Annotated in this window: 25 protein-coding genes; 9 read left to right on the top strand and 16 right to left on the bottom strand. The window is 57.9% G+C overall.

Translation table 11 applies throughout. The features are described from left to right. Positions 1–12 precede the first annotated feature (12 nt). The 5 genes from moaB (at position 13) to OSH03_RS05465 (ending at position 2,478) form a co-directional block, all read left to right on the top strand. The gene (gene moaB, locus OSH03_RS05485) at positions 13–525 is read left to right on the top strand and encodes a molybdenum cofactor biosynthesis protein B (RefSeq protein ID WP_061098813.1); all 513 of its coding nucleotides are present in this window, start codon (positions 13–15) and stop codon (positions 523–525) included. Between the two features lie 3 nt (positions 526–528). Further along, positions 529–1,014 carry a cyclic pyranopterin monophosphate synthase MoaC gene (gene moaC, locus OSH03_RS05480; RefSeq protein ID WP_008501142.1) on the top strand — a complete coding sequence of 162 codons (486 nt, stop codon included), beginning with the start codon at positions 529–531 and terminating at the stop codon, positions 1,012–1,014. After that, positions 1,007–1,252 carry a molybdopterin synthase sulfur carrier subunit gene (gene moaD, locus OSH03_RS05475; protein WP_045259953.1) on the top strand — a complete coding sequence of 82 codons (246 nt, stop codon included), beginning with the start codon at positions 1,007–1,009 and terminating at the stop codon, positions 1,250–1,252. The genes moaC and moaD overlap by 8 nt, the downstream gene beginning before the upstream one ends. Before the next feature lies 1 nt (position 1,253). Next, positions 1,254–1,706 carry a molybdopterin synthase catalytic subunit MoaE gene (gene moaE, locus OSH03_RS05470; protein WP_266178486.1) on the top strand — a complete coding sequence of 151 codons (453 nt, stop codon included), beginning with the start codon at positions 1,254–1,256 and terminating at the stop codon, positions 1,704–1,706. Between the two features lie 64 nt (positions 1,707–1,770). Beyond that, positions 1,771–2,478 carry a Bax inhibitor-1/YccA family protein gene (locus OSH03_RS05465; RefSeq protein WP_061098812.1) on the top strand — a complete coding sequence of 236 codons (708 nt, stop codon included), beginning with the start codon at positions 1,771–1,773 and terminating at the stop codon, positions 2,476–2,478. Between the two features lie 91 nt (positions 2,479–2,569). Here OSH03_RS05465 and OSH03_RS05460 read toward each other — a convergent pair whose 3' ends face one another. Genes OSH03_RS05460 through OSH03_RS05450 form a run of 3 tightly spaced genes read right to left on the bottom strand, consistent with a single transcriptional unit; the run spans position 2,570 to position 5,528 of the window. Next, positions 2,570–3,532 carry a lysylphosphatidylglycerol synthase domain-containing protein gene (locus OSH03_RS05460; RefSeq protein ID WP_266178485.1) on the bottom strand — a complete coding sequence of 321 codons (963 nt, stop codon included), beginning with the start codon at positions 3,530–3,532 and terminating at the stop codon, positions 2,570–2,572. After that, a complete protein-coding gene (gene clsB, locus OSH03_RS05455; protein ID WP_266178484.1) occupies positions 3,532–4,770 on the bottom strand; it encodes a cardiolipin synthase ClsB in 1,239 nt (412 codons plus the stop codon). The genes OSH03_RS05460 and clsB overlap by 1 nt, the downstream gene beginning before the upstream one ends. Beyond that, positions 4,767–5,528, bottom strand: coding sequence for an endonuclease/exonuclease/phosphatase family protein (locus tag OSH03_RS05450; protein ID WP_061098810.1), 762 nt, complete (start codon positions 5,526–5,528; stop codon positions 4,767–4,769). Before OSH03_RS05450 ends, clsB begins: the two co-directional genes overlap by 4 nt. 133 nt (positions 5,529–5,661) lie before the next feature. Between OSH03_RS05450 and OSH03_RS05445 the strand changes: the two genes are divergently transcribed. Beyond that, positions 5,662–6,072, top strand: a complete 411-nt coding sequence (locus OSH03_RS05445) for a YbhQ family protein (RefSeq protein WP_115874544.1) — start codon at positions 5,662–5,664, stop codon at positions 6,070–6,072. Here the strand turns inward: OSH03_RS05445 and OSH03_RS05440 are convergent. Genes OSH03_RS05440 through cecR form a run of 5 tightly spaced genes read right to left on the bottom strand, consistent with a single transcriptional unit; the run spans position 6,034 to position 11,674 of the window. After that, complete coding sequence (locus OSH03_RS05440) at positions 6,034–7,140, bottom strand: ABC transporter permease (RefSeq protein ID WP_266178483.1); 1,107 nt, start codon at positions 7,138–7,140, stop codon at positions 6,034–6,036. The genes OSH03_RS05445 and OSH03_RS05440 overlap by 39 nt on opposite strands. 9 nt (positions 7,141–7,149) lie before the next feature. Then, a complete protein-coding gene (locus tag OSH03_RS05435) occupies positions 7,150–8,283 on the bottom strand; it encodes an ABC transporter permease (RefSeq protein ID WP_061098807.1) in 1,134 nt (377 codons plus the stop codon). Continuing rightward, positions 8,273–10,012 carry an ATP-binding cassette domain-containing protein gene (locus OSH03_RS05430; protein ID WP_266178482.1) on the bottom strand — a complete coding sequence of 580 codons (1,740 nt, stop codon included), beginning with the start codon at positions 10,010–10,012 and terminating at the stop codon, positions 8,273–8,275. The genes OSH03_RS05435 and OSH03_RS05430 overlap by 11 nt, the downstream gene beginning before the upstream one ends. After that, positions 10,005–11,000, bottom strand: coding sequence for a secretion protein HlyD (gene hlyD / locus OSH03_RS05425; protein ID WP_266178481.1), 996 nt, complete (start codon positions 10,998–11,000; stop codon positions 10,005–10,007). The genes OSH03_RS05430 and hlyD overlap by 8 nt, the downstream gene beginning before the upstream one ends. Continuing rightward, entirely contained in the window at positions 10,997–11,674 is a 678-nt protein-coding gene (gene cecR / locus OSH03_RS05420) for a transcriptional regulator CecR (protein ID WP_266178480.1), read from the bottom strand. Before cecR ends, hlyD begins: the two co-directional genes overlap by 4 nt. Positions 11,675–11,879: 205 nt before the next feature. Between cecR and rhlE the strand changes: the two genes are divergently transcribed. Then, on the top strand, positions 11,880–13,262 hold the full coding sequence (rhlE, locus tag OSH03_RS05415) for an ATP-dependent RNA helicase RhlE (protein WP_061098803.1): 1,383 nt from the start codon (positions 11,880–11,882) through the stop codon (positions 13,260–13,262). Positions 13,263–13,359: 97 nt separating this feature from the next. After that, a complete protein-coding gene (gene dinG / locus OSH03_RS05410) occupies positions 13,360–15,537 on the top strand; it encodes an ATP-dependent DNA helicase DinG (RefSeq protein ID WP_266178479.1) in 2,178 nt (725 codons plus the stop codon). Here dinG and OSH03_RS05405 read toward each other — a convergent pair. The 5 genes from OSH03_RS05405 to OSH03_RS05385 form a co-directional block, all read right to left on the bottom strand. Continuing rightward, a complete protein-coding gene (locus OSH03_RS05405; RefSeq protein ID WP_266178478.1) occupies positions 15,524–16,027 on the bottom strand; it encodes a fimbrial protein in 504 nt (167 codons plus the stop codon). The genes dinG and OSH03_RS05405 overlap by 14 nt on opposite strands. 5 nt (positions 16,028–16,032) lie before the next feature. Then, the gene (locus OSH03_RS05400) at positions 16,033–17,022 is read right to left on the bottom strand and encodes a fimbrial protein (RefSeq protein ID WP_266178477.1); all 990 of its coding nucleotides are present in this window, start codon (positions 17,020–17,022) and stop codon (positions 16,033–16,035) included. Between the two features lie 22 nt (positions 17,023–17,044). Next, on the bottom strand, positions 17,045–19,588 hold the full coding sequence (locus OSH03_RS05395; protein WP_266178476.1) for a fimbria/pilus outer membrane usher protein: 2,544 nt from the start codon (positions 19,586–19,588) through the stop codon (positions 17,045–17,047). A 24-nt stretch (positions 19,589–19,612) separates the two neighbouring features. After that, positions 19,613–20,287, bottom strand: coding sequence for a fimbrial biogenesis chaperone (locus tag OSH03_RS05390; RefSeq protein ID WP_266178475.1), 675 nt, complete (start codon positions 20,285–20,287; stop codon positions 19,613–19,615). 69 nt (positions 20,288–20,356) lie between these two features. Then, entirely contained in the window at positions 20,357–20,893 is a 537-nt protein-coding gene (locus tag OSH03_RS05385; protein ID WP_080327819.1) for a fimbrial protein, read from the bottom strand. A 255-nt stretch (positions 20,894–21,148) separates the two neighbouring features. On the opposite strand from OSH03_RS05385, the gene ybiB reads away from it, so the two are divergent. After that, the gene (gene ybiB, locus OSH03_RS05380; protein WP_266178474.1) at positions 21,149–22,102 is read left to right on the top strand and encodes a DNA-binding protein YbiB; all 954 of its coding nucleotides are present in this window, start codon (positions 21,149–21,151) and stop codon (positions 22,100–22,102) included. 123 nt (positions 22,103–22,225) lie between these two features. Here ybiB and ybiJ read toward each other — a convergent pair whose 3' ends face one another. The 3 genes from ybiJ to mcbA all read right to left on the bottom strand — a co-directional run bounded on the left by ybiJ (position 22,226) and on the right by mcbA (position 23,426). Then, positions 22,226–22,486 carry a DUF1471 family protein YbiJ gene (gene ybiJ / locus OSH03_RS05375; RefSeq protein ID WP_014883102.1) on the bottom strand — a complete coding sequence of 87 codons (261 nt, stop codon included), beginning with the start codon at positions 22,484–22,486 and terminating at the stop codon, positions 22,226–22,228. 286 nt (positions 22,487–22,772) lie between these two features. Then, positions 22,773–23,039, bottom strand: coding sequence for a DksA/TraR family C4-type zinc finger protein (locus tag OSH03_RS05370; protein WP_266178473.1), 267 nt, complete (start codon positions 23,037–23,039; stop codon positions 22,773–22,775). Between the two features lie 120 nt (positions 23,040–23,159). Next, a complete protein-coding gene (gene mcbA, locus OSH03_RS05365) occupies positions 23,160–23,426 on the bottom strand; it encodes a DUF1471 family periplasmic protein McbA (RefSeq protein WP_028012443.1) in 267 nt (88 codons plus the stop codon). Positions 23,427–23,644 lie beyond the last annotated feature (218 nt).

Here is a 23,644-nt window from a genome sequence, read left to right as displayed (position 1 = left end):
AGGAACCAGAAGATGAGTCAGGTAAGCGCAGAATTTATCCCGACACGCATTGCTATTCTTACCGTTTCCGACCGCCGTGGTGAAGAGGACGATACCTCCGGCCACTGGCTGCGCGAGGCGGCCCACGAAGCCGGACACCATATTGTTGATAAAGCGATCGTTAAAGAGAACCGTTACGCCATTCGCGCGCAGGTTTCGCAGTGGATTGCGAGTGACGACGTCCAGGTGGTGCTGATCACCGGCGGCACCGGCTTTACCGCAGGCGATCAGGCGCCGGAAGCGCTGCTCCCGCTGTTCGACCGCGAAGTGGAAGGCTTCGGCGAAGTGTTCCGCATGCTCTCGTTTGAAGAGATCGGCACCTCCACGCTGCAGTCTCGCGCCGTAGCGGGCGTGGCGAACAGGACGCTGATTTTCGCCATGCCGGGCTCGACCAAAGCCTGCCGCACCGCGTGGGAAAATATTATTGCCCCGCAGTTGGATGCCCGTACCCGTCCGTGTAATTTTCATCCCCATTTGAAGAAGTAAACTATGTCACAACTGACCCACATTAACGCCGCTGGCGAAGCGCATATGGTGGACGTCTCCGCCAAAGCGGAAACGGTGCGCGAGGCGCGCGCGGAGGCGTTCGTCACCATGCTGCCCGAAACGCTGGCGATGATCATCGACGGCAGCCATCACAAGGGTGACGTGTTTGCGACCGCCCGCATTGCCGGTATTCAGGCCGCGAAACGCACCTGGGACCTCATCCCGCTTTGTCATCCGCTGATGCTGAGCAAGGTGGAAGTGAACCTGCAGGCGCAGCCGGAGCACAACCGCGTGCGCATTGAGTCCCTCTGCCGCTTAACCGGGAAAACCGGCGTGGAGATGGAAGCCCTGACGGCGGCCTCCGTCGCCGCGCTGACCATTTACGACATGTGCAAAGCGGTGCAGAAAGATATGGTGATTGGCCCGGTTCGTCTGCTGGCGAAAAGCGGCGGCAAATCCGGTGATTTTAAGGTGGACAGCCATGATTAAGGTGCTCTTTTTCGCCCAGGTGCGCGAGCTGGTCAATACCGACAGCCTGACGCTGGACGCCTCTTTTGAAAACGTCGCCGCCCTGCGCGCGCATCTGGCGGCACAAAGCGACCGCTGGGCGCTGGCGCTTGACGAAGGCAAGCTGCTGGCCGCCGTTAACCAGACGCTGGTGGAGTTCACCCACCCGCTGACCGAAGGGGATGAAGTGGCCTTCTTCCCGCCGGTCACAGGGGGCTAAGATGGCGGAAACCCGAATTCTGGTCGGTCCCGAGCGCTTTAACGTCGGTACAGAATATGACTGGCTGGCGGAGCGCGATGAAGACGGCGCGGTCGTTACCTTCACCGGTAAAGTGCGTAACCACAATCTCGGCGACAGCGTGAAGGCGCTGACGCTGGAGCATTATCCGGGCATGACGGAGAAATCGCTTGCGGCAATTGTGAATGAAGCGCGAGGGCGCTGGCCGCTTGGGCGGATCACAGTGATCCACCGCATCGGCGAGATGTGGCCAGGCGAAGAGATTGTCTTTGTCGGCGTGACCAGCGCGCACCGCGGTAGCGCCTTTGCGGCAGGGGAGTTCATTATGGATTATCTCAAAACCAAAGCGCCGTTCTGGAAGCGCGAAGCCACGCCGGAAGGCGACCGCTGGGTGGAATCTCGCGACAGCGATAAACAGGCCGCCAGCCGTTGGTAGTCGGTTTACGTGGATGTGTTACTCTTAACGTGTGTGTCTTCTTAATCTTAATCAGGAGTGAATCATGGACCGATTTCCGCGTTCCGATTCAATAGTACAGCAGACCCGTAGCGGCCTGCAGACGTATATGGCGCAGGTGTACGGCTGGATGACGGTCGGCCTGCTGCTTACCGCGTTCATCGCGTGGTATGCGGCGAACACGCCTGAGCTGATGATGTTTATCTTCTCCAGCAAAATCACCTTCTTTGGGCTAATTATCGCGCAGCTGGCGCTGGTGTTTGTGCTTTCTGGCCTGGTGCAGAAGCTCAGTGCCGGAATGGCGACCACGCTGTTTATGCTCTATTCGGCGCTGACCGGGCTGACGCTCTCCAGCATTTTCATCGTCTACACCTACTCCTCCATCGCCAGCACGTTTGTGGTGACCGGCGGTATGTTTGGCGCGATGAGCCTCTACGGCTATACCACCAAGCGTGACCTGAGCGGCTTAGGCAACATGCTGTTTATGGGGCTGATCGGGATTGTGCTGGCGTCGCTGGTGAACCTGTGGCTGAAGAGCGACGCGCTGATGTGGGCCGTGACCTACATCGGGGTGGTGGTCTTCGTTGGCTTGACGGCCTACGACACCCAGAAGCTGAAAAACATTGGCGAGCAGATCGACGTGCGCGACAGTTCCAACCTGCGCAAATACTCGATTCTGGGCGCGCTGACGCTTTATCTGGACTTCATCAACCTGTTCCTGATGCTGCTGCGGATTTTTGGCAACCGTCGTTAAAGATTGCCCCTCACCCTAACCCTCTCCCCAAAGGGGAGAGGGGACTTTAACACCCTCTCCCCTTTGGTGAGAGGGCCAGGGTGAGGGGGGGTTATTTTGCCATCGCCTTCTCGTTCTTCGCCCTCAGCTTCTTCGCCCGGCTCTCCAGCACCAGATAGCAGACCGTTGCCAGCGCCAGCGGCAGGAAGTAATAGAGCATGCGGTAGGCGAGCAGAGCGGCAATAATCGTCCCCTGTGAAACATGCTCTCCGGCCAGCAGCGCGATAAATACCGCCTCCAGCACCCCAATCCCCGCCGGGATATGCACGATAACCCCGGCGATACTGCTCACCAGCAGCACGCCCAGCACGAAGAAGTAATTCACGTCCTCGCCAATCAACAGCCAGATGATTGCCCCCATCGCCATCCAGTTGGCGCTGGATACCGCCATCTGCAGCACCGCGAACTTCCACGACGGCAGGACCAGTTTCTGCCCTTTAATGGTCATATGGCGGCGTTTGGCAAAGGCGCAGGCCCACAAATACACGGCGATAATCAGCAGCAGCACGACGCCGAGAATGCGCAGCGTGGCTTCGTCGATATACCAGTGCGCGGGCAGCTGCACCACGCCAATGGTGAAAATCACCCCGCCGAGCAGAATATAGCCCAGCCAGTTGGTGGTGATGCTTAGTGAGAAAATACGCGTGATGGTCCCACCCGGCAGGCCAAGCCGCGAGTACAGGCGATAGCGCATGCCAATCCCCCCGACCCAGGTGCTCAGCGTCAGGTTAAAGGCGTAGCAGATAAACGATACCAGCATCACCTGACGTTTAGCCAGCTTGTGGCCGCAGTAGGCGCGCCCGAGCAGGTCATAGCAGCCGTACATCAGGTAGCTGACGACAACCAGCCCTGCGGCGCCCAGCAGCACCAGCCGGTTATAGTTGCGGATAGCCTTCCACACCTCCTCCCAGTCCACTTTCTGCGCGTACACCACCAGCAGTACCGCGACCGCAATGAAGAACACCCAGGTGAGGATTTTTTTTGCCAGCCGCCAGCGAGGATGAGATTTTGACATCAGGGTTTGCCTCCATCTTCCGCTTCAACGCGGTCCTGGGTTTCCATTTCGGGTTGTACCGGCGGATCCACCTGCGCCAGCTTCGGCGTATGCGCCGGCAGCCAGCCGACCATCGCCGGGAAGTGGCGCAGGAAGTGGAACACCACCACGCCGATGCCAACGTTCCACCAGCTCCGTTTCGGCACCATGGATTCATCCACCCGCACGCAGTCCTTATGGATAAGCCCCTGAAGGTTATCGCGCAGGGTCTGGTTAAACTGACGGTCATGGATGATCAGGTTCGCTTCCAGGTTAAGCGACAGGCTCAGCGGATCGAGGTTACTGGAGCCGACGGTTGCCCAGTGGTCATCCATGACGGCCACTTTGCCGTGCAGCGGGCGGCGGCGGTATTCATAAATCTGCACGCCGCTTTTCACCAGGTAGCGGTAGAGCAGGCGCGCGCCCACCTTCACAATCGGCATATCCGGCTCGCCCTGCACAATCAGTTTAACGCTCACGCCGCGTCGGGCCGCGTTGCGCATGGCGTGCAGAATACGGTAGCCGGGGAAGAAATAGGCGTTGGCGATAATCACTTCGCGCTTCGAATTGGCCAGCATCTTCAGGTAATGACGTTCAATGTCGTCCCGATGCTCCTCGTTGTCCCGCCAGACAAACAGGGCCTGCGCTTCGCCGGGCTTGCGGTTCTCTTCCGGGCGATGACGGCGTCGCCACCAGCGGCGAGCGGCCTCTTTACCGGGCAAGTTTTCCAGCACGAACAGCTGAATGTCCTGAACCACCGGTCCCTCAATGCGGATCGCGTAGTCCTGCTTGGCCTCCGGGCCGTAATCCGACATATGCTCGGCGGAGTAGTTAATGCCGCCCACGAACGCCACCGTTTCGTCCACCACCACGATTTTGCGGTGCATGCGGCGGAACAGGTTGGTTCGCATGCCGAACAGGCGCGGACCGGGATCGTAGTAACGGAACACCACGCCGGCGGCGGTGAGCTCGTTAACAAATTCATCGCTGAGGTCCGGCGAGCCATACCCGTCGAGCAGGGCCTCGATTTTTATCCCGCGCCGGGCGGCATGCAGCAGTACGCTGTGCAACTGCCTGCCAACGTCGTCTTCAAACCAGATAAACGTTTCAAGGTAGACTTTCTGCTGTGCGTGGCTAATCGCCTCAAAGACCGCCGGATAAAAGTTATCGCCGTTTTCCAGCAGCGTAATACGGTTACCTTCCTGCCATGTGCATTTCATAAGTGGATCTCCGCGCTCAGCGGGGCATGGTCGGAAAGATGTCGCCAGTTAAGTAACGCCAGCGCCGTCGGGCTGCTGGCATGCGCATTTTTCACGTAGATGCGGTCCAGGCGCAGCAGGGGGAAGCGCACGGGAAACGTCCGTGCGGGACGACCATGTGCCCGGGTGAAAATTTCCTCCAGCCCCGCATTCACCTTCAGAGGGTGGTTGGCACGCTGCCGCCAGTCGTTAAAATCTCCGGCCACCACCACGGGTTCGCCTTCCGGCAGCGCATTGGTCCAGTCAGCCAGCATCTCCAGCTGCGCCTGACGGTGGGCTTCACGCAGTCCGAGGTGAACGCAGCCCACGTGAACGGGAACGTCAAGATCCGGCGGCGCGATGCGGCAGTAAAGCAGCCCGCGCTTTTCGCTCTCCCCGACGGAAACGTCCCGGTTCTCATAATGTTCGATAGGAAAACGCGACAGCACCGCATTACCGTGATGGCCTTCCGGATAGACCGCGTTGCGGCCGTAAGCGTAATCGCTCCACATGGTGTCGGCCAGAAATTCATAGTGGGGCGTGTCGGGCCAGTTTTCGAAATGCATGGGGTGCACCTCGTGGGCGCCCATCACCTCCTGCAGGCAGACAATGTCCGCGCTGACGGTGCGTACCGCGTCGCGCAGCTCCGGTAAAATGAAGCGGCGGTTAAATGCTGTGAAGCCCTTATGAATGTTAATCGTCAGCACCTTAAGCGAGAAATGCTGCGTTTTTTTGCTCATAAACACCTTCCTGGGTGACTATCCCGATGAAAATAAAGTGTAGTCGGCGTCACAAAAAGATGCGGCGTTACGGAATTTTCCGTAAAGTGCGGTAGTCTGATTAAGCAGAGAAAAATCCTTCAGGAGAGAAGCCATGAAGTGGCAACAACGTGTTCGTGTCGCAACCGGTTTGAGTTGCTGGCAGATAATGTTGCATTTACTGGTCGTGGCCGTACTGGTGATGGGCTGGATGAGCGGCACGCTGGTGCGTGTTGGCTTAGGGCTATGCGTCCTCTATGGCGTCACCGTGCTGTCGATGCTGTTCTTACAGCGCCACCATGAAGCGCGCTGGCGCGAGGTAGGTGATGTGCTCGAAGAGCTCACCACCACCTGGTACTTTGGTGCCGCGATGATCGTGCTTTGGCTGCTGTCACGCGTGCTGCAAAACAACCTGCTGCTGGCCCTGGCGGGTCTGGCAATCCTTGCAGGGCCAGCGGTAGTGTCGCTGCTCACCAAAGAGAAAAAGCTACGCAATGTTGCGTCTAAACATCGCATAGGCCACTGAGCCCGTCGTGGCCGCTATGACTAGTAGCGGCCACAAACTTCCCCAGACAATGTCCAGACTCGCATCCTTCAGATAGATCTGCTTGGTGATATCCGTAAAGTGTCGAATCGGGTTTATCCACGTTAAATCCTGCAGCCACACCGGCATGTTCTCGACGGGTGAAACGTACCCGGAGAGCAGAATCGCCGGCATCATAAAGACGAATACCCCGATAAACGCCTGCTGCTGCGTGGAGCAGAGCGCCGAAATCAGCAGCCCAAACCCCACCAGCGACAGCCCGTAAATCACCATCGTGAAGTAAAACAGCGCCAGCGATCCGGCAAACGGGATCTCGTAGGCCCAAATTCCCACCCCCAGCACGATGGTGGCCTGGAACGTCGCGACGATCAGCGCCGGCACCGCTTTGCCGACGAAAATCTGCCAGGTGGCGAGCGGGGAGACCAGCAGCTGATCCAGCGTGCCCTGCTCGCGTTCGCGGGCGACGGACAGGGAAGTCACGATCATCACCCCGATAGTGGTGATCATGGCGATCAGCGACGGCACCACAAACCACTTGTAGTCCAGGTTCGGGTTGTACCAGTTGCGCACCACCAGCTCGCTGTTATTGGGCTTCGGTTTGCCCTCCATCAGCTCCTGCTGATAATCCTTCACCACCTGCTGCAGGTAGTTGGCCGCTATCTGGGCGCTGTTGGAGTTGCGCCCGTCGAGGATCAGCTGCATCGGCGCGGTCTGGAAGGTATCCAGGTTGCGGGAGAAATCCGCCGGGAAGCGCACCAGCAGCAGCGCTTTTTGCGTGTCGATGGTGGGCTGGATCTCCTGCGGGCTTTTCAGCAGCAGGATGTGGGTAAAGGCCTTCGCCCGGGCAAAGCGCTGCGTCAGCTCAACGGCGTGTTTGCCGTTGTCTTCGTTATAAATGGCAATGGTGGCGTTAGTGACCTCAAGGGTGGCGGCAAACGGGAACAGTAAAACCTGAAGCAGCACCGGCAGCACCAGAATGGCGCGGGTTTGCGGCTCGCGCAGCAGGGACTGCAGCTCTTTGCGGATCAGTGTCCATAAACGGTGAAACATGTGCGCTCCTTAATCCAGTCGCCGCTTGGTTTTCAGCCACGTCAACCCGATAAACATCACCGCCGACGCCATCAAAAACAGGGTGTTGATAATCAGCACCACCGGAATATTCCCCGCCAGGAACAGGCTCTGCAGCGTGCTCACGAAGTAGCGCGCCGGAATGATGTAGGTCACGGCGCGGATCACCGCCGGCATGCTGTCTATCTGGAAGATAAACCCGGAGAGCATAATCGACGGCAGGAAGGCGGCGTTTAGCGCCACCTGCGCGGCGTTAAACTGGTTGCGGGTGATGGTGGAGATGAGCAGCCCCATCCCCAGCGTGCTGAGTAAAAACAGGCTGGTTATAAAGAACAGCACCACCAGCGAGCCGCGGTACGGCACGCCGAGGATAAAGACCGCGACCAGCATGCAGAGCAGCATCGCCAGCATGCCGAGGAAGTAGTAGGGGATGAGCTTGCACAGCAGCAGCTCAACTCGCGTCACCTCGGTGGAGAGCAGCGCCTCCATGGTGCCGCGCTCCCACTCGCGGGCGATCACCAGCGAGGTCAGTATCGCGCCGATCACTGTCATGATGATGGTTACCGCGCCCGGGATAATAAAGTGCTGGCTGATGGCGGCGGGGTTAAACCAGTAGCGCGTCTGCACGTCAATGAGCGGTTCAAACGTCTCGCCCCGGTCTTCGGCGCGCTGCATCTGCCAGAGCTGCCAGATGCCCTCCGCGTAGCCCTGCACGAAGTTCGCGGTGTTCGGTTCGCTGCCGTCGGTAATCACCTGGATCGGCGCATCGGCGCCAGGTCGCGCCATGTTGGCGGCGAAATCCACCGGGATGACGATCAGGCCGCGAATTTTCCCGGCCTGCATTTTCTGGATCAATTCCTGCCGGTTGTCGCTGACGGTGGCGTCAATATAGGGCGAGCCGGTCATGGCGTGGGTGAAGTCCAGCGCCTCTTCGCTCTGCTGCTCCAGCAGAATGCCGACCCGCAGCTTGCTGGAATCGAGGTTAATGCCGTAGCCAAAGATAAACAGCAGCAGCAGGGGGATCACCACCGCAATCAGCCAGCTGCTGGGGTCGCGCACGATCTGCCGCGTCTCTTTGATACACAGCGCGCGCACCCGGCGCCAGGAAAGGGCACTACTGCGCATGGGTATTCTCCTTATCCCAGTCGTGGATGAGGGTGATAAACGCCTGCTCCATAGTTGGGTCTGGCTGTTCTTCGTCAGCGGCCTGCTCCTTCAGGTCGTCCGGCGTGCCGTGAGCGATCAGCTTGCCGCGATAGACCAGCCCGATGCGGTCGCAGTACTCCGCCTCGTCCATAAAGTGGGTGGTCACCATCACCGTCACCCCTTTTTCCACCATGCTGTTGATGTGCAGCCAGAACTCGCGGCGGGTAATGGGGTCAACGCCCGAGGTGGGTTCATCCAGAAACAGAATATCGGGCTCGTGCATCAGCGAGCAGGCCAGCGCCAGCCGCTGCTTAAAGCCGAGCGGCAGCTCGTCGGTGGCGTGTGATGCAATATTCGTTAACCCGAAGGCGTCGCTCATGCGGCGAATTTTCTCGCTCTGCGCCCGCCCGCGCAGGCCGTACACGCCGGAGAAAAAGCGCAGATTCTGCTCGACCGTCAGGTTGCCGTACAGCGAGAATTTCTGCGCCATATAGCCGAGATGCTGGCGCGCCTTGCCGGAACTGACTTTCAGATCCATGTCCAGCACCAGCGCCTTGCCGGACGTCGGGACCAGCAGGCCGCACATCATCTTAAAGGTGGTCGATTTTCCCGCGCCGTTCGGCCCGAGCAGGCCAAATATCTCGCCGCGCTTCACGGCAAAATTCACGTTGTCGGTGGCGGCGAAATCCCCGAATTTTTTGGTCAGGGATTTGGCTTCGATCACCGTTTCGCCCGGCGTGCCTTCCACCGTGTGCAGGATCGCGCCAAGAGGCGATTCCGACGTGCCCGCACCGCCCAGCAGGTCGATAAAGGCATCCTCAAAGCGCGGCGCGGTTTCCGTCATGTCGATCTCAGGCATGCCCGGCGCACGGCGGATATCGTCGACGGTGGCCTCTTTTTTGAGGATCGCGCGCACCGAGCGGCCCTGAATCATCCCGTCGCTCACCTGCGGCAGCTTTAGCACCCGCTGGAGCAGCCTGCGGTTAGACTCCTGCGGGCTGTGCAGCAGGAAGCTGCGCCCGGCCATGGTTTGCGTCAGCTCGGTCGGTTCGCCCTGATAGAGCAGTTCGCCCTCGTTCATCAGCAGCACGTCCCGGCACTGCTCCGCTTCGTCGAGGTAGGAGGTGCTCCAGAGGATCAGCATCCCGTCGCCCGCCAGCTCGTGCACCATCTGCCACAGCTCGCGGCGGGATATCGGGTCCACGCCGACGCCGGGCTCATCCAGCAGCAGCACCTTCGGCTCGCCCACCAGCGTGCAGGCCAGCCCCAGCTTCTGCTTCATCCCGCCGGAGAGCTTGCCCGCCAGCCGCCCGGTAAACGGGCCGAGGGAGGTGAACTCCAGCAGGCGGGCGAAGGTTTTCTGCCGGGCTTCACCGGTGACGCTGCGCAGGTCGGCGTACAGATTGAGGTTTTCCATCACCGTCAGATCTTCGTACAGGCCAAACTTCTGCGGCATATAGCCGAGCATGGCGTGGAGCGCGCCGTCGTCTTTAATCGGATCCAGGCCAAGCACGCTGGCCGAGCCTTCATCCGGCTTCAGCAGCCCCGCCAGCATCCGCATCAGCGTGGTTTTGCCCGCGCCGTCCGGGCCGACCAGTCCGGTCACGTAGCCTTTCTGAATGGTGCAGTTCAGCGGCGCGACCGCCGGCTTGTCCATGCCCGCGAAGCGTTTGACCAGACCGTTGAGCTGGATAACCGCATCATTCATGACGTTCCCCGTCGCTTAAGGTCACGGTAACAGGCATGCCCTGACGCAGCGCGTCGTCCGCATCGGTGACGATGATGCGCAGGCGGTACACCAGGTCGGTACGCAGATCCGGCGTTTCAACGGTTTTCGGCGTGAATTCGGCGGTAGGGGAGACAAAGCCGACCTTGCCGTGATACGGCTTGTCCGGGCGGCCGTCGGTGTAGAGCAGCAGCTCGCGCCCCGGCTGCATCTGGCCGAGGTTTGGCTCGTCAATGTAGGCGCGCACCCAGACCGGACGGGTCAGGGAGAGCGTTAAGACGGTGCTGCCCGCGCTGAGCATGCTGCCCGGCTCCACCGCGCGGGTCATCAGCGTGCCGTCAGACGGGGCGGTTAAGGTCGTGTCGTGCAGATCCAGTTCCGCCTGAGCCAGCTGCGCCTGCGCCTGCTCAAGGCTGGCTTTCGCCTGGGCGATGTCCTGCTCGCGGTTACCGGAGCGGTACTGGCTTAATTTATCCTGCGCGGATTTCAGCGTCGCCTGCGCCTGGTCGCGGGATGACTGGGCGTTTTCCAGATCGTTGGCGGAAATGGTGCGGCTTTTCCACAGTCCCTGCTGGCGGTTGTAGAAGTTCTGCGCGTAGTCGTAGGCGGCTTTGGCCTGCTTAACGGCGGCAGCGGCCTGGGCAATTTCTTCATCGCGATAGCCCGCCAGCATCAGGTCATACTGCGCCTGCGCGACGGAAACACCGGCTTTAGCCTGCATCAGCGCGTTCTCAAAGGGGGCTTTATCCAGCATCCCCAGCGTCTGCCCGGCTTTGATGGCATCGCCTTCGTCAACGCTCAGCGAGGCGAGACGCCCGCCAACGCGGAAGCTCATATTCACGGTGCGAATATCCACGTTACCGTACAGCGTCAGGCCCCGATCCTGCTGGCTCTGATACCACAGCCAGCCACCGATTCCCGCGGCAAGCAATACAACAACCACCAGAACGATGGCGACAGGTTTTTTCATGACTTCAGACTCCTTTGCGTTAAGCCTTGCAGGATCAGATCGAGATGACAGGTGATGACCTGGATAATCTGCGCGGCTTTATCCTCATCGAATTGTGTCCAGCCCGTGCGTAACAGGATGGTCTCACGCCCCAGACGGAAGGCGAGAATTTCGCCCAGCAGGGCGTGGGTATGCAAAATGGTGTCGGTATCGCTGGCGTCCCGTCCGGTGTAGGCGGCAATCAGCCGGGTCAGATGGGTGTGCATCGGGGCAATCACCTGATCGTGTACCAGCTGGTAGGCGGCGGTGGGGGAGAGCTGCTCGCGGGAGATAAACTTGCTCAGGTTGAGCGTATCGTCGTGCGTCAGCAGGCGGATCATATTGTGACAGGCATTGAGAATAAGCTGCCTGATAGCGGTACGATCCGGCGTCGGCTGGCTCAGCAGCCCGGTGGCCTCCTCAACGTGCGGGCGAAAGTGGGTGCCGATAAAATCGGCTATCCACTGGGCGCAGGCGAGGTATAAATCCTCTTTTGAGCCAAAATAGTAGGTAATGGCCGCAATGTTTTGCCCGGCCTGGGCGGCAATATCCCGCGTGGTGGCATGCAGGCCATACTCGCCAAACTGCGCCAGCGCGGCGGCGATAAGCTGGCTTTTGGCCTGTTCACCTTTGGTTGTCGTCGGTGTCGTATTCATGGAGGTATTAAAAATTAATCAATCGATTGATTAAAATTATACCTGAATCGCTAATCCGTCGAGGGATACAACAGGGATATTTTATGCGCCACGTCACAAAAGCTGCTACACTCCGCTCCTTCGCGACATTGTGGTTTTTGTCCTTCTATTCGTGATATCTCCCTGAAAACTACACCTGTGATGGTCGGGGCGGTTCGGAGTTTTTATGTCTTTTGATTCCCTTGGCCTGAACCCGGAAATTCTGCGCGCGATCGCAGAGCAGGGCTACGTTGAGCCAACCCCTATCCAGCAGCAGGCTATTCCGGCCGTGCTTCAGGGCCGTGACCTGATGGCCAGCGCCCAGACCGGCACCGGTAAAACCGCGGGCTTTACGCTGCCGCTGTTAGAGCTGCTGGTAAAAAACCAGCCGCATGCCAAAGGCCGTCGTCCGGTGCGCGCGCTGATCCTCACCCCAACCCGCGAGCTGGCAGCCCAGATTGGCGAGAACGTGCGTGAGTACAGCCGCTACCTCAACATCCGCTCGCTGGTGGTTTTCGGTGGCGTGAGCATTAACCCGCAGATGATGAAGCTGCGCGGCGGCGTGGACGTGCTGGTGGCAACGCCGGGCCGTCTGCTGGATCTGGAACACCAGAACGCGGTGAAGCTTGATAGCATTGAAATTCTGGTGCTGGACGAAGCCGACCGCATGCTCGACATGGGCTTCATCCACGATATTCGTCGCGTGCTGGCTAAGCTGCCGCCGCGTCGCCAGAACCTGCTCTTCTCCGCGACCTTCTCCGATGAGATCAAGGCGCTGGCGGAAAAGCTGCTGCATAACCCGCTGGAAGTGGAAGTAGCGCGCCGCAACACCGCCTCCGAGCAGGTGACGCAGCACGTTCACTTTGTGGATAAAAAGCGCAAGCGGGAGCTGCTCTCCCAGATGATCGGCCAGGGTAACTGGCAGCAGGTGCTGGTCTTTACCCGCACCAAGCACGGCGCGAACCACCTGGCGGAACAGCTGAATAAAGACGGCATCCGCAGCGCGGCGATCCACGGTAACAAGAGCCAGGGCGCGCGTACCCGCGCGCTGGCGGACTTCAAATCCGGCGACATCCGCGTGCTGGTGGCGACCGACATCGCTGCCCGCGGCCTCGATATTGAAGAGCTGCCGCACGTGGTGAACTACGAGCTGCCGAACGTTCCGGAAGATTACGTTCACCGTATCGGCCGTACCGGCCGTGCGGCGGCGACCGGTGAGGCGCTCTCTCTGGTCTGCGTGGACGAGCACAAGCTGCTGCGCGACATCGAACGTCTGCTGAAGAAAGAGATCCCGCGCATCGAAACCCCGGGCTACGAAGTGGACCCGTCCATCAAAGCCGAGCCGATTCAGAACGGTCGTCAGGGCGGCGGTCGCGGTCAGGGCGGCGGCGGTCGCGGCCAGCAGCCTCGTCGTGCCGAAGGCGGCGCGCCGAAGTCATCGGGCAAACCGCCGCGTCGTAACAGCGACGGCAAGCCGGCCGGTGAAAGCCCGTGGCGCAGTGGGGAAGGGAAACCGGCAGGGGAAGGGCAGCGCCGACGCCGCCCGCGCAAACCTGCTAACCCGCAGTAATCTGGAAGCCCGGTCGTAAAGCCGGGCTTTTCTTTTTGCCGCAGCGAAGAGAAAGTGCCACAATAGTGGCTGTTTATACAGTATTTCAGGTTTTCCAATGGCTTTAACCGCGGCGCTGAAAGCGCAAATTGGCGCATGGTATAAGGCGCTACAACAGCAGATCCCCGATTTTATCCCCCGAGCGCCGCAGCGGCAGATGATTGCCGACGTGGCAAAAACGCTCGCCGGGGACGACGGGCGACATCTGGCGATTGAAGCCCCGACCGGCGTCGGGAAAACCCTGTCGTACCTCATTCCCGGCATCGCGATAGCGCGGGAGGAGGACAAAACGCTGGTGGTCAGCACCGCCAACGTGGCGCTGCAGGACCAGATATTCAGCAAAGATTTACCCCTGCTGCGCAAAATTATCCCCGACCTGCGGTTTACCGCCGCCTTTGGACGCGGGCGCTACGTATGCCCGCGTAACCTGGCGGCGCTGGCAAGCAGCGAGCCCTCGCAGCAGGATCTGCTCGCCTTTCTGGATGATGAGCTGACGCCAAACAACAAGGCAGAGCAGGAGCAGTGCGCAAAGCTCAAAGCCGAACTCGACGGCTATAAGTGGGACGGGCTGCGGGATCACACCAGCCTGGCGATTAGCGACGACTTGTGGCGCAGGCTGAGCACCGATAAAGCGAGCTGCCTGAACCGCAACTGTCACTACTACCGCGAGTGTCCGTTCTTTGTCGCCCGGCGCGAGATCCAGGAAGCCGAAGTGGTTGTCGCCAACCACGCGCTGGTGATGGCCGCGCTCGAAAGCGAAGCGGTGCTGCCGGAGCCTAAAAACCTGCTGCTGGTGCTCGACGAAGGCCACCATCTGCCGGACGTGGCGCGGGACGCGCTGGAGATGAGCGCTGAAATTACGGCGCCGTGGTTCCGCCTGCAGCTCGACCTCTTCTGCAAGCTGGTGGCGACCTGCATGGAGCAGTTCCGCCCGAAAACCACGCCGCCGCTGGCGATCCCTGAGCGGCTGAGCGAGCACTGCGAAGAGGTCTATAGCCTTATTTCGTCCCTGAATAACATCCTGAACCTCTATCTTCCCGCCGCCCAGGAAGCGGAACACCGCTTTGCGATGGGGGAGCTACCGGAAGAGGTGATGGAGATTTGCCAGCAGCTGGCAAAGCATCTGGAAAAGCTGCGCGGACTGGCGGAGATGTTCCTGAACGACCTCAGCGAGAAAACCGGCTCGCACGACGTGGTGCGTCTGCACCGCATCCTGCTGCAGATGAACCGCGCGCTGGGGATGTTCGAAGCGCAGAGCAAGCTCTGGCGGCTGGCCTCGATGGCGCAGGCCTCGGGCGCGCCGGTCACCAAATGGGCCACCCGCGAAGTGCGGGACGGGCAGGTGCACCTCTTTTTCCACTGCGTGGGCATCCGCGTGGCCGATCAGCTCGAAAAGCTCATCTGGCGCAGCGTGCCGCACGTGGTGGTCACCTCCGCGACCCTGCGCTCCCTGAACAGCTTCTCCAGGCTACAGGAGATGAGCGGCCTGAAGGAGAAAGCGGGCGACCGTTTTGTGGCGCTGGACTCGCCGTTTAACCACTGCGAGCAGGGCAAGCTGGTCATTCCGCGCATGAAATTCGAGCCGCTTATCGACAACGAAGAGCAGCACATTGCCGAGATGGCGGCCTACTTCCGCGAGCAGGTCGAGAGCAAAAAATACCCCGGCATGCTGGTGCTGTTTGCCAGCGGGCGCGCGATGCAGCGTTTCCTCGAACATGTTACCGATCTGCGTTTACTCCTGCTGGTGCAGGGCGACCAGCCCCGTTACCGGCTGGTGGAAACCCACCGCAAGCGCATCGACAGCGGCGAGCGCAGCGTGCTGGTGGGGCTACAGTCTTTTGCCGAAGGTCTGGATCTGAAGGGTGACTACCTGACGCAGGTGCATATCCATAAAATCGCCTTCCCGCCCATCGACAGCCCGGTGGTGATCACCGAAGGCGAGTGGCTGAAAAGCCTCAATCGCTATCCGTTTGAGGTGCAGAGCCTGCCTGCGGCGTCGTTTAACCTGATTCAGCAGGTGGGGCGTCTTATTCGTAGCCACGGCTGCTGGGGCGAGGTGGTGATTTACGACAAGCGTCTGCTCACCAAAAACTACGGCCAGCGTTTGCTGAACGCGCTGCCTGTTTTCCCGATTGAACAGCCGGAGGTGCCGGAGGTAAAAAAACGCCCGGCAAAACTGACCGCCGGGCGTGGAAAAAGCATCCGTGCTAAGAGGCGCGGTCCTACTGGTAAGTGAAGGTCACCTGCACTACGCTGCTGAACGTGCCGGCGGTGACGGGCATGGCTGTGGCGTAATAGCGCGCGGAGAGCGGAAACGTCGCCGTGTGGTCGCTCGGGTTAATGGCGGCGTTAAAAGCGGCCTGCGGGGCAATTAGTATTTTGTCCTGACGGTCTGCCAGCTCCAGCGCCAGCCCTTTTGCGCTGCCGATATTGGCGAATTTAGTCGGGTGTGTGCTGTCGGCCTGGCCGTAGAAAAAGGCCGTGGCGAGAGCAAGCGTGGCCGGGCAGTGCGACACAGAAAGGGAAAAGTCTTTCCACTCGCCGGTATCGCCCACGTCTTTAAAGCTGCCCGACACCGCCTGGCCCAGATCCACCGTCAGGTTTCGGCTGGCGCTGTCGATGACGCAGGTGTTGGCGTAAATATTGCCCGTCATCTGGATCTGAATGTCGTCGGCGTGAGCCTGGGCGATCAGCCCCAGCGCCAGAATCGAAATGGTCTTTTTCATGTTGGTCACTTATAGGCAAGCGTGATGGTAGCAACGGTGTTGGCCGGGCCGGGGGTAACTACATCGCTGACCTGCTCGTAGCGTACCTCAAACGGTATGGTCAGCGTCTCGTTGGCGATGGCTTCGCTTCGGGTGTTAACGTAGGTGTCAAAGGTGGCGATATTGTCGTCGAACAGCATGCGTACGCCGACTCCCGTTGCGGCTCCGGGCTGCTGCGTGAGTTTTAGCACTCCTTCAAACGCCGCTTCATAGCCGTTTGAGCTGGTGATCTTTACTTCGGGCTGCACGGTGCTGTCGCAGTGCACCGTGACGTCAAAATTCTGCGCCGGAGAGGAGAGCATCCCCACGCTGACAAAGTCGCTGACCGGGAAATCTCCAAGGTTAACCGTCAGGTTTTTTGGCAGGACGGAGCAGGTGACCTCTTTAAGGATGACGTTGCCCGCATAGGCGATGTCGTTAGGGTTGCCGATCCCTTCGTGGTGATACACCCCGATACCAAAACGAGTCTGGCTCTGATCGAGCGTGCCAGACGCTACCGTATCGCTGGTTTTGACCAGCTCCAGCGTAACGTCAAAATTAAAGCTCTGTTTGCCATCGCTGGAAACATACCCCACCGGCGTTCCCGTTGAGATGCAGTTAACGCCGCCAGCTCCGCTGATGCGCTGCCCCCGATCGTTCATCAATGCCACCCCAACGCCGGGAACACCAGAGTCGTAGACACCTTTTAGTCCTGGGATCTCTGCTCCCGTACCGTAGTAGCAGGATACGATCTCCAGGCCGCTATCTGCGGCCTGATCGCAGTTACCGGCGACATGGGCAACCTGTTCTGTTCCAGGAATGGTCTCACCTACCGCCAGCGTTGTCGGAACGGAGATTGACGCCACGTTAATCATCTTCGGCAGGTCCGGCGTTGTACAGGTCGCCTTCGCATGCGGCATAAATAACGCGGCGGTTCCCAGAACCAGTAAGAAAAAGCACTGTTTAATCATTTGCATAATCGTTAGCCTGAACGGTAGATCAATGACACTGCGCGGCAGCGTTAATGATGCTGGTTTTCTCTTTCTCATCCGTTAGCGCATAGTCAGCGACGCAGTGCTCGCTCGCCTCCTGTCCCCAGGAAACGTTGAGATGCCCTTGCTGTGGCAGACCCGACAGGTAGGTCTGGCCGTCATTCCCGACAATAAATTCGCTGTCTTTATCCTCGGTGGTGACCGTTGCGCCGAAGGGCAGCGGTTTACCATTTTGTGTCAGCGTCATCAGCACGCGGTTACCTACGCGGGTATTAAAGCTGGCGCGCACCACGGCCCCGCGGGTTGGGGTGACGATCTGCGCCGCGTGGGTGACGTCGGCGTCGTCCGGCAGCGTTTCGGTATCCAGCGCAATGGTGTTGTGGCGATACGCGGTAACAAACGGCACGACGGTGTAGCCGCGGAAGTCGGTCTCAACGCCCGTCTGGTTCGCGATGTGCGTCCCGTGGGTTCCCGGCGCTTTTACCAGCGCGATGGTCTCACCGAGCGGCTGGCTCAGGGTTATCCCGTTAGCATGGGCAACCACGCCGCCCTGCAAACCGACGTTCACGGTCTGCTGATATTTGTCCTGACTGACCCCTGCGCTCACCTCGCCATAGGTCGCTTTGTAGTCGGCGTTGATGCTGGTGGAGTTACCGCTGCCGGTGCTGCTCAGCCCTTCCTGGATGTTCCAGTTCAGGTTGTCTTCTTTCAGCGCCGTGCCGTTCAGGCCGATATTCTGCGTCGTGCCGTCTTTGGTGTTGTTCAGGTTGTAGGTGGCCCAGGTGTTATGCATCCAGTGGTCCAGCGGCACCGAGACGCTCAGCGAGAACTGGTTGTCGTTCGTGACCTCATCACCGTCTTCATCGCTGTCGCTGGTGTTTTTGTTCATGCTGTAGCTGAGGCTGTAGCTCACGCCGTGCCAGCTGTTGTTGTAGCTGACGCTCAAGGAGGTCATGTTCTGGCTCTGGCTCCAGTACGTCTCTTTCACCATGCTCAGGGTGACGGACCCCCAGCCTTCCGGCAGCGTCTGGTCGACGGTGGCTTCGGTTCGGGCGCGGCGCTGCTGAGGTGCAGACCAGTCGTCAGAGTGGGTATAGGACTCCATGGTGTCTTCGAGGGTGTAAAAACCCTTGCTGTTATAGCGGTAGCCCGCCAGCGTGAAGTTGGTACCCGAGCGGGCGATATCTTTGCTGTAACGCACGCGCCACGACTGGCCTTTGCTGGCCTGCTGTTTTTTCAACAGGGCTTTGGCGCGGGTGACGTCGATGGAGAACGCCCCTAAATCGCCCATGTTTTTCCCGATACCTGCCGCCTGAGACTGATAATGGCTGCTCTGCTGCACGCCACCGTAGGCGGTAAAACCGTAGGGTAAACCGTAGATGGCGCTGCCCTGGGCAAACGGGGTCTTTTCCACGTTTTTGTCATAAGAACGATAGCGTCCGGCGGTCACGCTGTAGCGCAGGTTTTTTTCACGCTGCAATACCGGCACGGAGGCAAACGGCACCACGAAATGGCTTTCGCTGCCGTCGGTCTCTTTCACGGTGACCTGGAGATCGCCGCTGCTGCCGGTGGGGTAGAGATCGTTAATTTCGAACGCGCCCGGTGCGACCGTGTTCTGATAAATGATGTACCCGTTCTGGCGTACCACCACCAGCGCGTTGCTGTGGGCGGTGCCGCGAATAATGGGAGCGTAGCCTTTTTCACTGTCCGGCAGCATGTCGTTATCGGATTTCAGCTCCACCCCGGTGTAGGGGACGCTGTCAAAAACGTCGGAAGGGGAGGAGCTCTGGCCGACGGTGAGGTCGCTTTTCATCGCCACAATGTCGCGCTGCGCGTAGGTATAAACGGAGGTGAATTTCTGGTCCTCCTCCTTACCCGTGGTGCTGCGATTCCAGGTGGAATAGTTGCGAACGCGCCACGCGCCAATGTTCAAACCTGGACGCAGGTTAACGTACTGGCTGCTGGTGTCCTGTTCACCCTGATGGCGCGCATGGCTTTGGCTGGCGTTTGCGCTGTAGTTAAGCAGGCCCGCGTTGATCCCTTCGTCAAATTCTTTTGGGTCAATGTAACCGCGAGGCACCTGACCGAGCGCCGACTGGGGAATGCTCAGCAGCAGCTGCTGGTTGCGAACGCGGAAGGTCGCGGATGCGGCAGGGATGGCGTGTAAATCGGCGCACTGGCCTTTGGCCATCAGCTGCGGATATTTTTTGGTTTTGATGCCGAGGCTTTTTAAATCGTCCAGGGTAAAGCAAGGTTGCAGCGTGCTGTTGCCCTGAGCGTCTTTTTGCAGAGTAAAGGTGACATCGCGGGTATCAATTTTATTGTTATTGATAAATACCGCGACCTGATATTTACCCGGCGCCTGACCTGGGCCTTTTTCATAGACGGACAAATCGGTTTTCCCCTGCTGGGGATTATCAATATCCAGCAGGGCCGGGTTAAAATAATCATCAGCCATAACCTGCTGCGCAAAGATCGCCATTGCCAGGCCACAAAGAATGACCAGCAATGACGAAAATCGGTAGGTGAACGGCTTTTTATCGCTGTACATGATTATTTTATTACCGGGGAAGTATTAATGAACGAATTTCGACCAGGTATGGCTGATGCTGCCGTAATCAGTAATAATGGAATACGTGACGCTTGAGCCCCCGACATTGCCAGGTAGAGCAAAATGCGTTTCCGTTTTCGGCACGGCCCAGGTGGCTTTAGTGATTTTATGACCATTCAGCGTAACGGTCTGGAAATTCATATAGAACGGCGTAGGGTTATTCACCACCAGCTCGTTACCTTCGCGGCGCCACTCAAGTTTATCGGCCACATCTTCTGGTCTGCCTTTTACCGCAGACGGGCGATACAGTAATTTGATTCGAGTATTAATGGCGATTTGCAGCGTATTTATCCCCTCAACGTGTTTTGAGGAAGGGATTGCTTTAATATTCAACCAGTACAGGGATTCCCTGTCTTCCGGTAAATTTCCGCCCGTACGCACCACGCGCAGAACGTTATCTTCTTTTGCATCCAGACGGAAAAGCGGCGGGGTGATCAGGAACGGGGCTTTGGCCGGGTTTTTACCGCCGGAATCAACCCAGGACTGCACCAGATAATCCGTCGCATCTGGATTTGAAAGACCAAGAGAGGATTCCTTTTTATCTCCCTGATAGACCAGACGGGTGCCATTAATAATGACGCCCGCATGTGCAGTGGCGGCTACCAGTAAAAGAGTGCTCAGTAAATAACCGTGGCGCATAAAGATTTCTCAATAAATAGATGAGATATTAATGCCCGCAAAAGCATTAATATCTCAGGATTGATAAGATCAGTTATAAATAACGGTGAAGGTCGATACAGAGTTAGCAGGGCCTGCGGTAATCGCAGCGCCGGTTTGGATATAACGAGCGCCGAACTCAAGATCGTTAACCGCCGTGCCGGAGGCTAATGGATATTGCTGAGACGGCGTATACAGAGTGACGGGTTGCTCGGACGCGTCAACCAGCTGAATAGCCACACCTGTTGCGACATCGGTATCCGGCGTTAAGGCCAGCGTAGAGTTGTTATTCGCATCCGGGGTCCCGCCGAAGTTAATCGCTGCGGAGGTGACCGTTTCCGGGCAATTGGTTAACTGAATATCAAACTTCGTTAATGTGCTGGTGGAGCCTGCGCCGGTAAATACCGTTTTAGACACTTTGCCCAGCTGAACATTTAATGGATTACTTAACCCATTCACGACCTGGCAAGCAGAATCGATGATCTCGCCGGTGAAATTAATCTGGCCTTCACCGTTAGTTGCCGCAAATGCGGATGCAGAACATCCCACCGCTGCGGCGATGATTAAACCTAAAGCAACCTTGTTCATAACAAATCCTGGTATGTTTCTGGTGATAGCGTTGCCTGGACGTTTTCACCGTTGACCCTAAATGACTTTCCGCTGGTTATTTAAACAAATAATGACGGGTTAAGGATCTTCTGTAGAAATCACAAATAATTGAAATAATCCTTGAGTTTCATTTTTCGCCATAAAAACAGCGCCTTGATTGTGTCGAAAAAACTAACGTCCTGACGTTCAACGGGGCTATATTGTTAACAAGATGATATTTTCAGGAGAGATGTCGTGGATTATCGCAAGATTATCAAAGAGGTAGGCCGGGGCAAAAATCACGCCCGCGATCTGGACCATGAGACCGCTCGCGCCCTGTATACCCGTATGCTCAATGGCGAAGTACCGGACCTGGAGATGGGCGGCATCCTGATTGCGCTGCGCATCAAAGGTGAAGGCGAAGCGGAGATGCGCGGTTTCTACGAGGCGATGCAGGCGCAAACGCTGCGCTTAACGCCGCCGGTGGCAAAACCGATGCCGATCGTAATCCCGAGCTATAACGGCGCGCGCAAGCAGGCAAACCTGACCCCGCTGCTGGCGATCTTATTACATAAGCTGGGGTTCCCGGTGGTGGTACACGGGGTCAGCGAAGATCCCACGCGCGTGCTGACAGAAACCATCTTTGAACTGCTGGGCATTGAACCGACTCTTCATGCCGGCCAGGCGCAGGCAAAGCTGGAGGGGAACCAGCCGGTCTATATTCCCGTGCGCGCGCTCTGCCCGCCGCTGGAAAAGCAGCTGGACATGCGCTGGCGCATGGGCGTGCGCAACAGCTCGCATACTCTGGCGAAGCTGGCGACGCCGTTTGCTGAAGACGCCGCGCTGCGACTTTCCAGCGTCTCACACCCGGAATACGTGGGGCGTGTTGGGAAATTTTTTGAGGAGATTGGCGGCAGGGCGCTGCTGATGCACGGTACGGAAGGTGAAGTTTATGCCAATCCACAGCGCTGCCCTCAGCTGATGCTGATCGATCCTGCCGGTACGCGCGTTGTGCTCGAGCGTGGGGAAGACAACAGCGATGTTCTCCTGCCGGAGTCGAAAGATCCGCAGGTTACCGCGCACTGGATTACGCAGTGCCTGGCCGGGAATGTGCCGGTTCCACAGTCGATCAAGCTGCAAATGGCCTGCTGCTTGCTGGCGACAGGGGAGGTTGAGACAGTGGAAGCGGGGTTACAGCGCGTGGCGTAGTCGTTTTAGGCAAAAAAAAGCCCGTCCAGTGGCGGACGGGCAAACAAGGGTAACAACAGGGTCAATGAGGGTTGGAGCAGCTCACCAGAGGGTTTGGCGAGGGTACAGCATTCATTCAGGCGATTATTTGTAGATAACCGCAGTACCGCTCAGTTTGTTATTGGTGTTAGCGGAGGTGATGGTGTATCCGCTTGCACCGGCAGCCGCCGCTTTCTCAGCCAGCTTGGCTTCCAGACCGTCCAGCGTGGTTGCGCCTTCTGCACTCACCACACCGATTTTATTCATGCTCTGGGCCTGAGTTGATGAAACAGGCTCTACGGCGAATGCGCCAAAAGACAGAGCGGACAGGGCAACAGCAGCTACAGCATATTTGATGGTTTTCATAATTAATCTCTCGCAGGTGTTTTCTGTTAAGGGGACGATGTTCCGTCGATGTGATAAGTATCACGTTTTTTTCGGAGGGATAAAATCGAAGAGAATTGACGTGGTCAATCAAAAAAATTGAATGACAAATAACTTATTGATTATTAATTAAATCAAAGTTGCGCTTTACACTTCTTGTTGCTGCGCTTTACAGAAGAGAGATGAAGGGCACATTTTGCTACGCGGTTCGCTAAAATTCGTGAGCGTAAAGGTAAGCGCCCACGGGGTTAACTTAGGTAAAGGAAAGTCAACGTAGCTGGCTGTCTTTCGATCCTCTGCGATTATAACCTGAATGTGAAGCATTTTTTGAATCTTTACCCTGCTGGCAGGTGATGCAAAACCTTACGCCGGGGATGGCTTTACGCCGCGCCTCCGGGATCGGCTCTCCGCACTCTTCGCACTCCTTCAAACTTTCGCCGCGCGGAATCTCACCGCGAGCGCGCGCAACCGCATCTTCAATAGTACTGTTGATCTGTTCGTTAACGGCGTCATCATTCGCCCAGCCGGAAGCCATAGCATCCTCCTGCAATCGGTATATACCCTGCTTTTAATATGGGGTTAAAAAATGAACAATCAAGATAAAGGGGAAAACGAACTGCATCCGGCAGGCAGATGCAGTTTTATAAAGAGGGAATTATTTATAGATGGTTGCCGTGCCGTACATATGGTTATCTCCGCCTGCGGAGTTCACCACAAAGCCTTTCGCACCTTCCTGGCGGGCTTTCTCGGCCAGTTTGTTTTGCAGATCGTCCAGGTTACTTGCGCGGCTAACCGAGACGGTGCCCGCCGGACGCAGCTGGCTGGTATCGGTACTTTCATTCAGTGACTGAACGGCCATTGCAGAAAATGAAGCGGTCGCCAGGGCGCCGGCGATAACAGCAAGGGTCAGGTACTTTTTCATAATCACATCCTCATGAGGAAACAACAGGTGATTCCCTTTAAGTTTAGAAGCCTGACGAGTGTGACTTAGCGCAAATATTTGATGATGATCTGCTTATTTTTTGAACGATAAAAACTGACAATTCGCTGACAGATCATAGACGTAGAGGTGTTTGATTTACGGCGGTTTTTTAACCGCCGCAGAGAAAGATTTACCGCTGGGCCAGCACAGGGTATCTT

Origin of the sequence: Enterobacter nematophilus (assembly GCF_026344075.1) — a bacterium.
Classification (GTDB): Bacteria; Pseudomonadota; Gammaproteobacteria; order Enterobacterales; family Enterobacteriaceae; genus Enterobacter; species Enterobacter nematophilus.
This window is presented reverse-complemented; position numbering and strand designations above follow the sequence as displayed.

Excerpts from the sequence above, each read along its gene's own strand:
- moaB (WP_061098813.1), top strand. The coding sequence starts at position 13 with ATGAGTCAGGTAAGCGCAGAATTTATCCCGACACGCATTGCTATTCTT.
- moaC (WP_008501142.1), top strand. The coding sequence starts at position 529 with ATGTCACAACTGACCCACATTAACGCCGCTGGCGAAGCGCATATGGTG.
- moaD (WP_045259953.1), top strand. The coding sequence starts at position 1,007 with ATGATTAAGGTGCTCTTTTTCGCCCAGGTGCGCGAGCTGGTCAATACC.
- moaE (WP_266178486.1), top strand. The coding sequence starts at position 1,254 with ATGGCGGAAACCCGAATTCTGGTCGGTCCCGAGCGCTTTAACGTCGGT.
- OSH03_RS05465 (WP_061098812.1), top strand. The coding sequence starts at position 1,771 with ATGGACCGATTTCCGCGTTCCGATTCAATAGTACAGCAGACCCGTAGC.
- OSH03_RS05460 (WP_266178485.1), bottom strand. The coding sequence starts at position 3,532 with ATGTCAAAATCTCATCCTCGCTGGCGGCTGGCAAAAAAAATCCTCACC.
- clsB (WP_266178484.1), bottom strand. The coding sequence starts at position 4,770 with ATGAAATGCACATGGCAGGAAGGTAACCGTATTACGCTGCTGGAAAAC.
- OSH03_RS05450 (WP_061098810.1), bottom strand. The coding sequence starts at position 5,528 with ATGAGCAAAAAAACGCAGCATTTCTCGCTTAAGGTGCTGACGATTAAC.
- OSH03_RS05445 (WP_115874544.1), top strand. The coding sequence starts at position 5,662 with ATGAAGTGGCAACAACGTGTTCGTGTCGCAACCGGTTTGAGTTGCTGG.
- OSH03_RS05440 (WP_266178483.1), bottom strand. The coding sequence starts at position 7,140 with ATGTTTCACCGTTTATGGACACTGATCCGCAAAGAGCTGCAGTCCCTG.
- OSH03_RS05435 (WP_061098807.1), bottom strand. The coding sequence starts at position 8,283 with ATGCGCAGTAGTGCCCTTTCCTGGCGCCGGGTGCGCGCGCTGTGTATC.
- OSH03_RS05430 (WP_266178482.1), bottom strand. The coding sequence starts at position 10,012 with ATGAATGATGCGGTTATCCAGCTCAACGGTCTGGTCAAACGCTTCGCG.
- hlyD (WP_266178481.1), bottom strand. The coding sequence starts at position 11,000 with ATGAAAAAACCTGTCGCCATCGTTCTGGTGGTTGTTGTATTGCTTGCC.
- cecR (WP_266178480.1), bottom strand. The coding sequence starts at position 11,674 with ATGAATACGACACCGACGACAACCAAAGGTGAACAGGCCAAAAGCCAG.
- rhlE (WP_061098803.1), top strand. The coding sequence starts at position 11,880 with ATGTCTTTTGATTCCCTTGGCCTGAACCCGGAAATTCTGCGCGCGATC.
- dinG (WP_266178479.1), top strand. The coding sequence starts at position 13,360 with ATGGCTTTAACCGCGGCGCTGAAAGCGCAAATTGGCGCATGGTATAAG.
- OSH03_RS05405 (WP_266178478.1), bottom strand. The coding sequence starts at position 16,027 with ATGAAAAAGACCATTTCGATTCTGGCGCTGGGGCTGATCGCCCAGGCT.
- OSH03_RS05400 (WP_266178477.1), bottom strand. The coding sequence starts at position 17,022 with ATGCAAATGATTAAACAGTGCTTTTTCTTACTGGTTCTGGGAACCGCC.
- OSH03_RS05395 (WP_266178476.1), bottom strand. The coding sequence starts at position 19,588 with ATGTACAGCGATAAAAAGCCGTTCACCTACCGATTTTCGTCATTGCTG.
- OSH03_RS05390 (WP_266178475.1), bottom strand. The coding sequence starts at position 20,287 with ATGCGCCACGGTTATTTACTGAGCACTCTTTTACTGGTAGCCGCCACT.
- OSH03_RS05385 (WP_080327819.1), bottom strand. The coding sequence starts at position 20,893 with ATGAACAAGGTTGCTTTAGGTTTAATCATCGCCGCAGCGGTGGGATGT.
- ybiJ (WP_014883102.1), bottom strand. The coding sequence starts at position 22,486 with ATGAAAACCATCAAATATGCTGTAGCTGCTGTTGCCCTGTCCGCTCTG.
- OSH03_RS05370 (WP_266178473.1), bottom strand. The coding sequence starts at position 23,039 with ATGGCTTCCGGCTGGGCGAATGATGACGCCGTTAACGAACAGATCAAC.
- mcbA (WP_028012443.1), bottom strand. The coding sequence starts at position 23,426 with ATGAAAAAGTACCTGACCCTTGCTGTTATCGCCGGCGCCCTGGCGACC.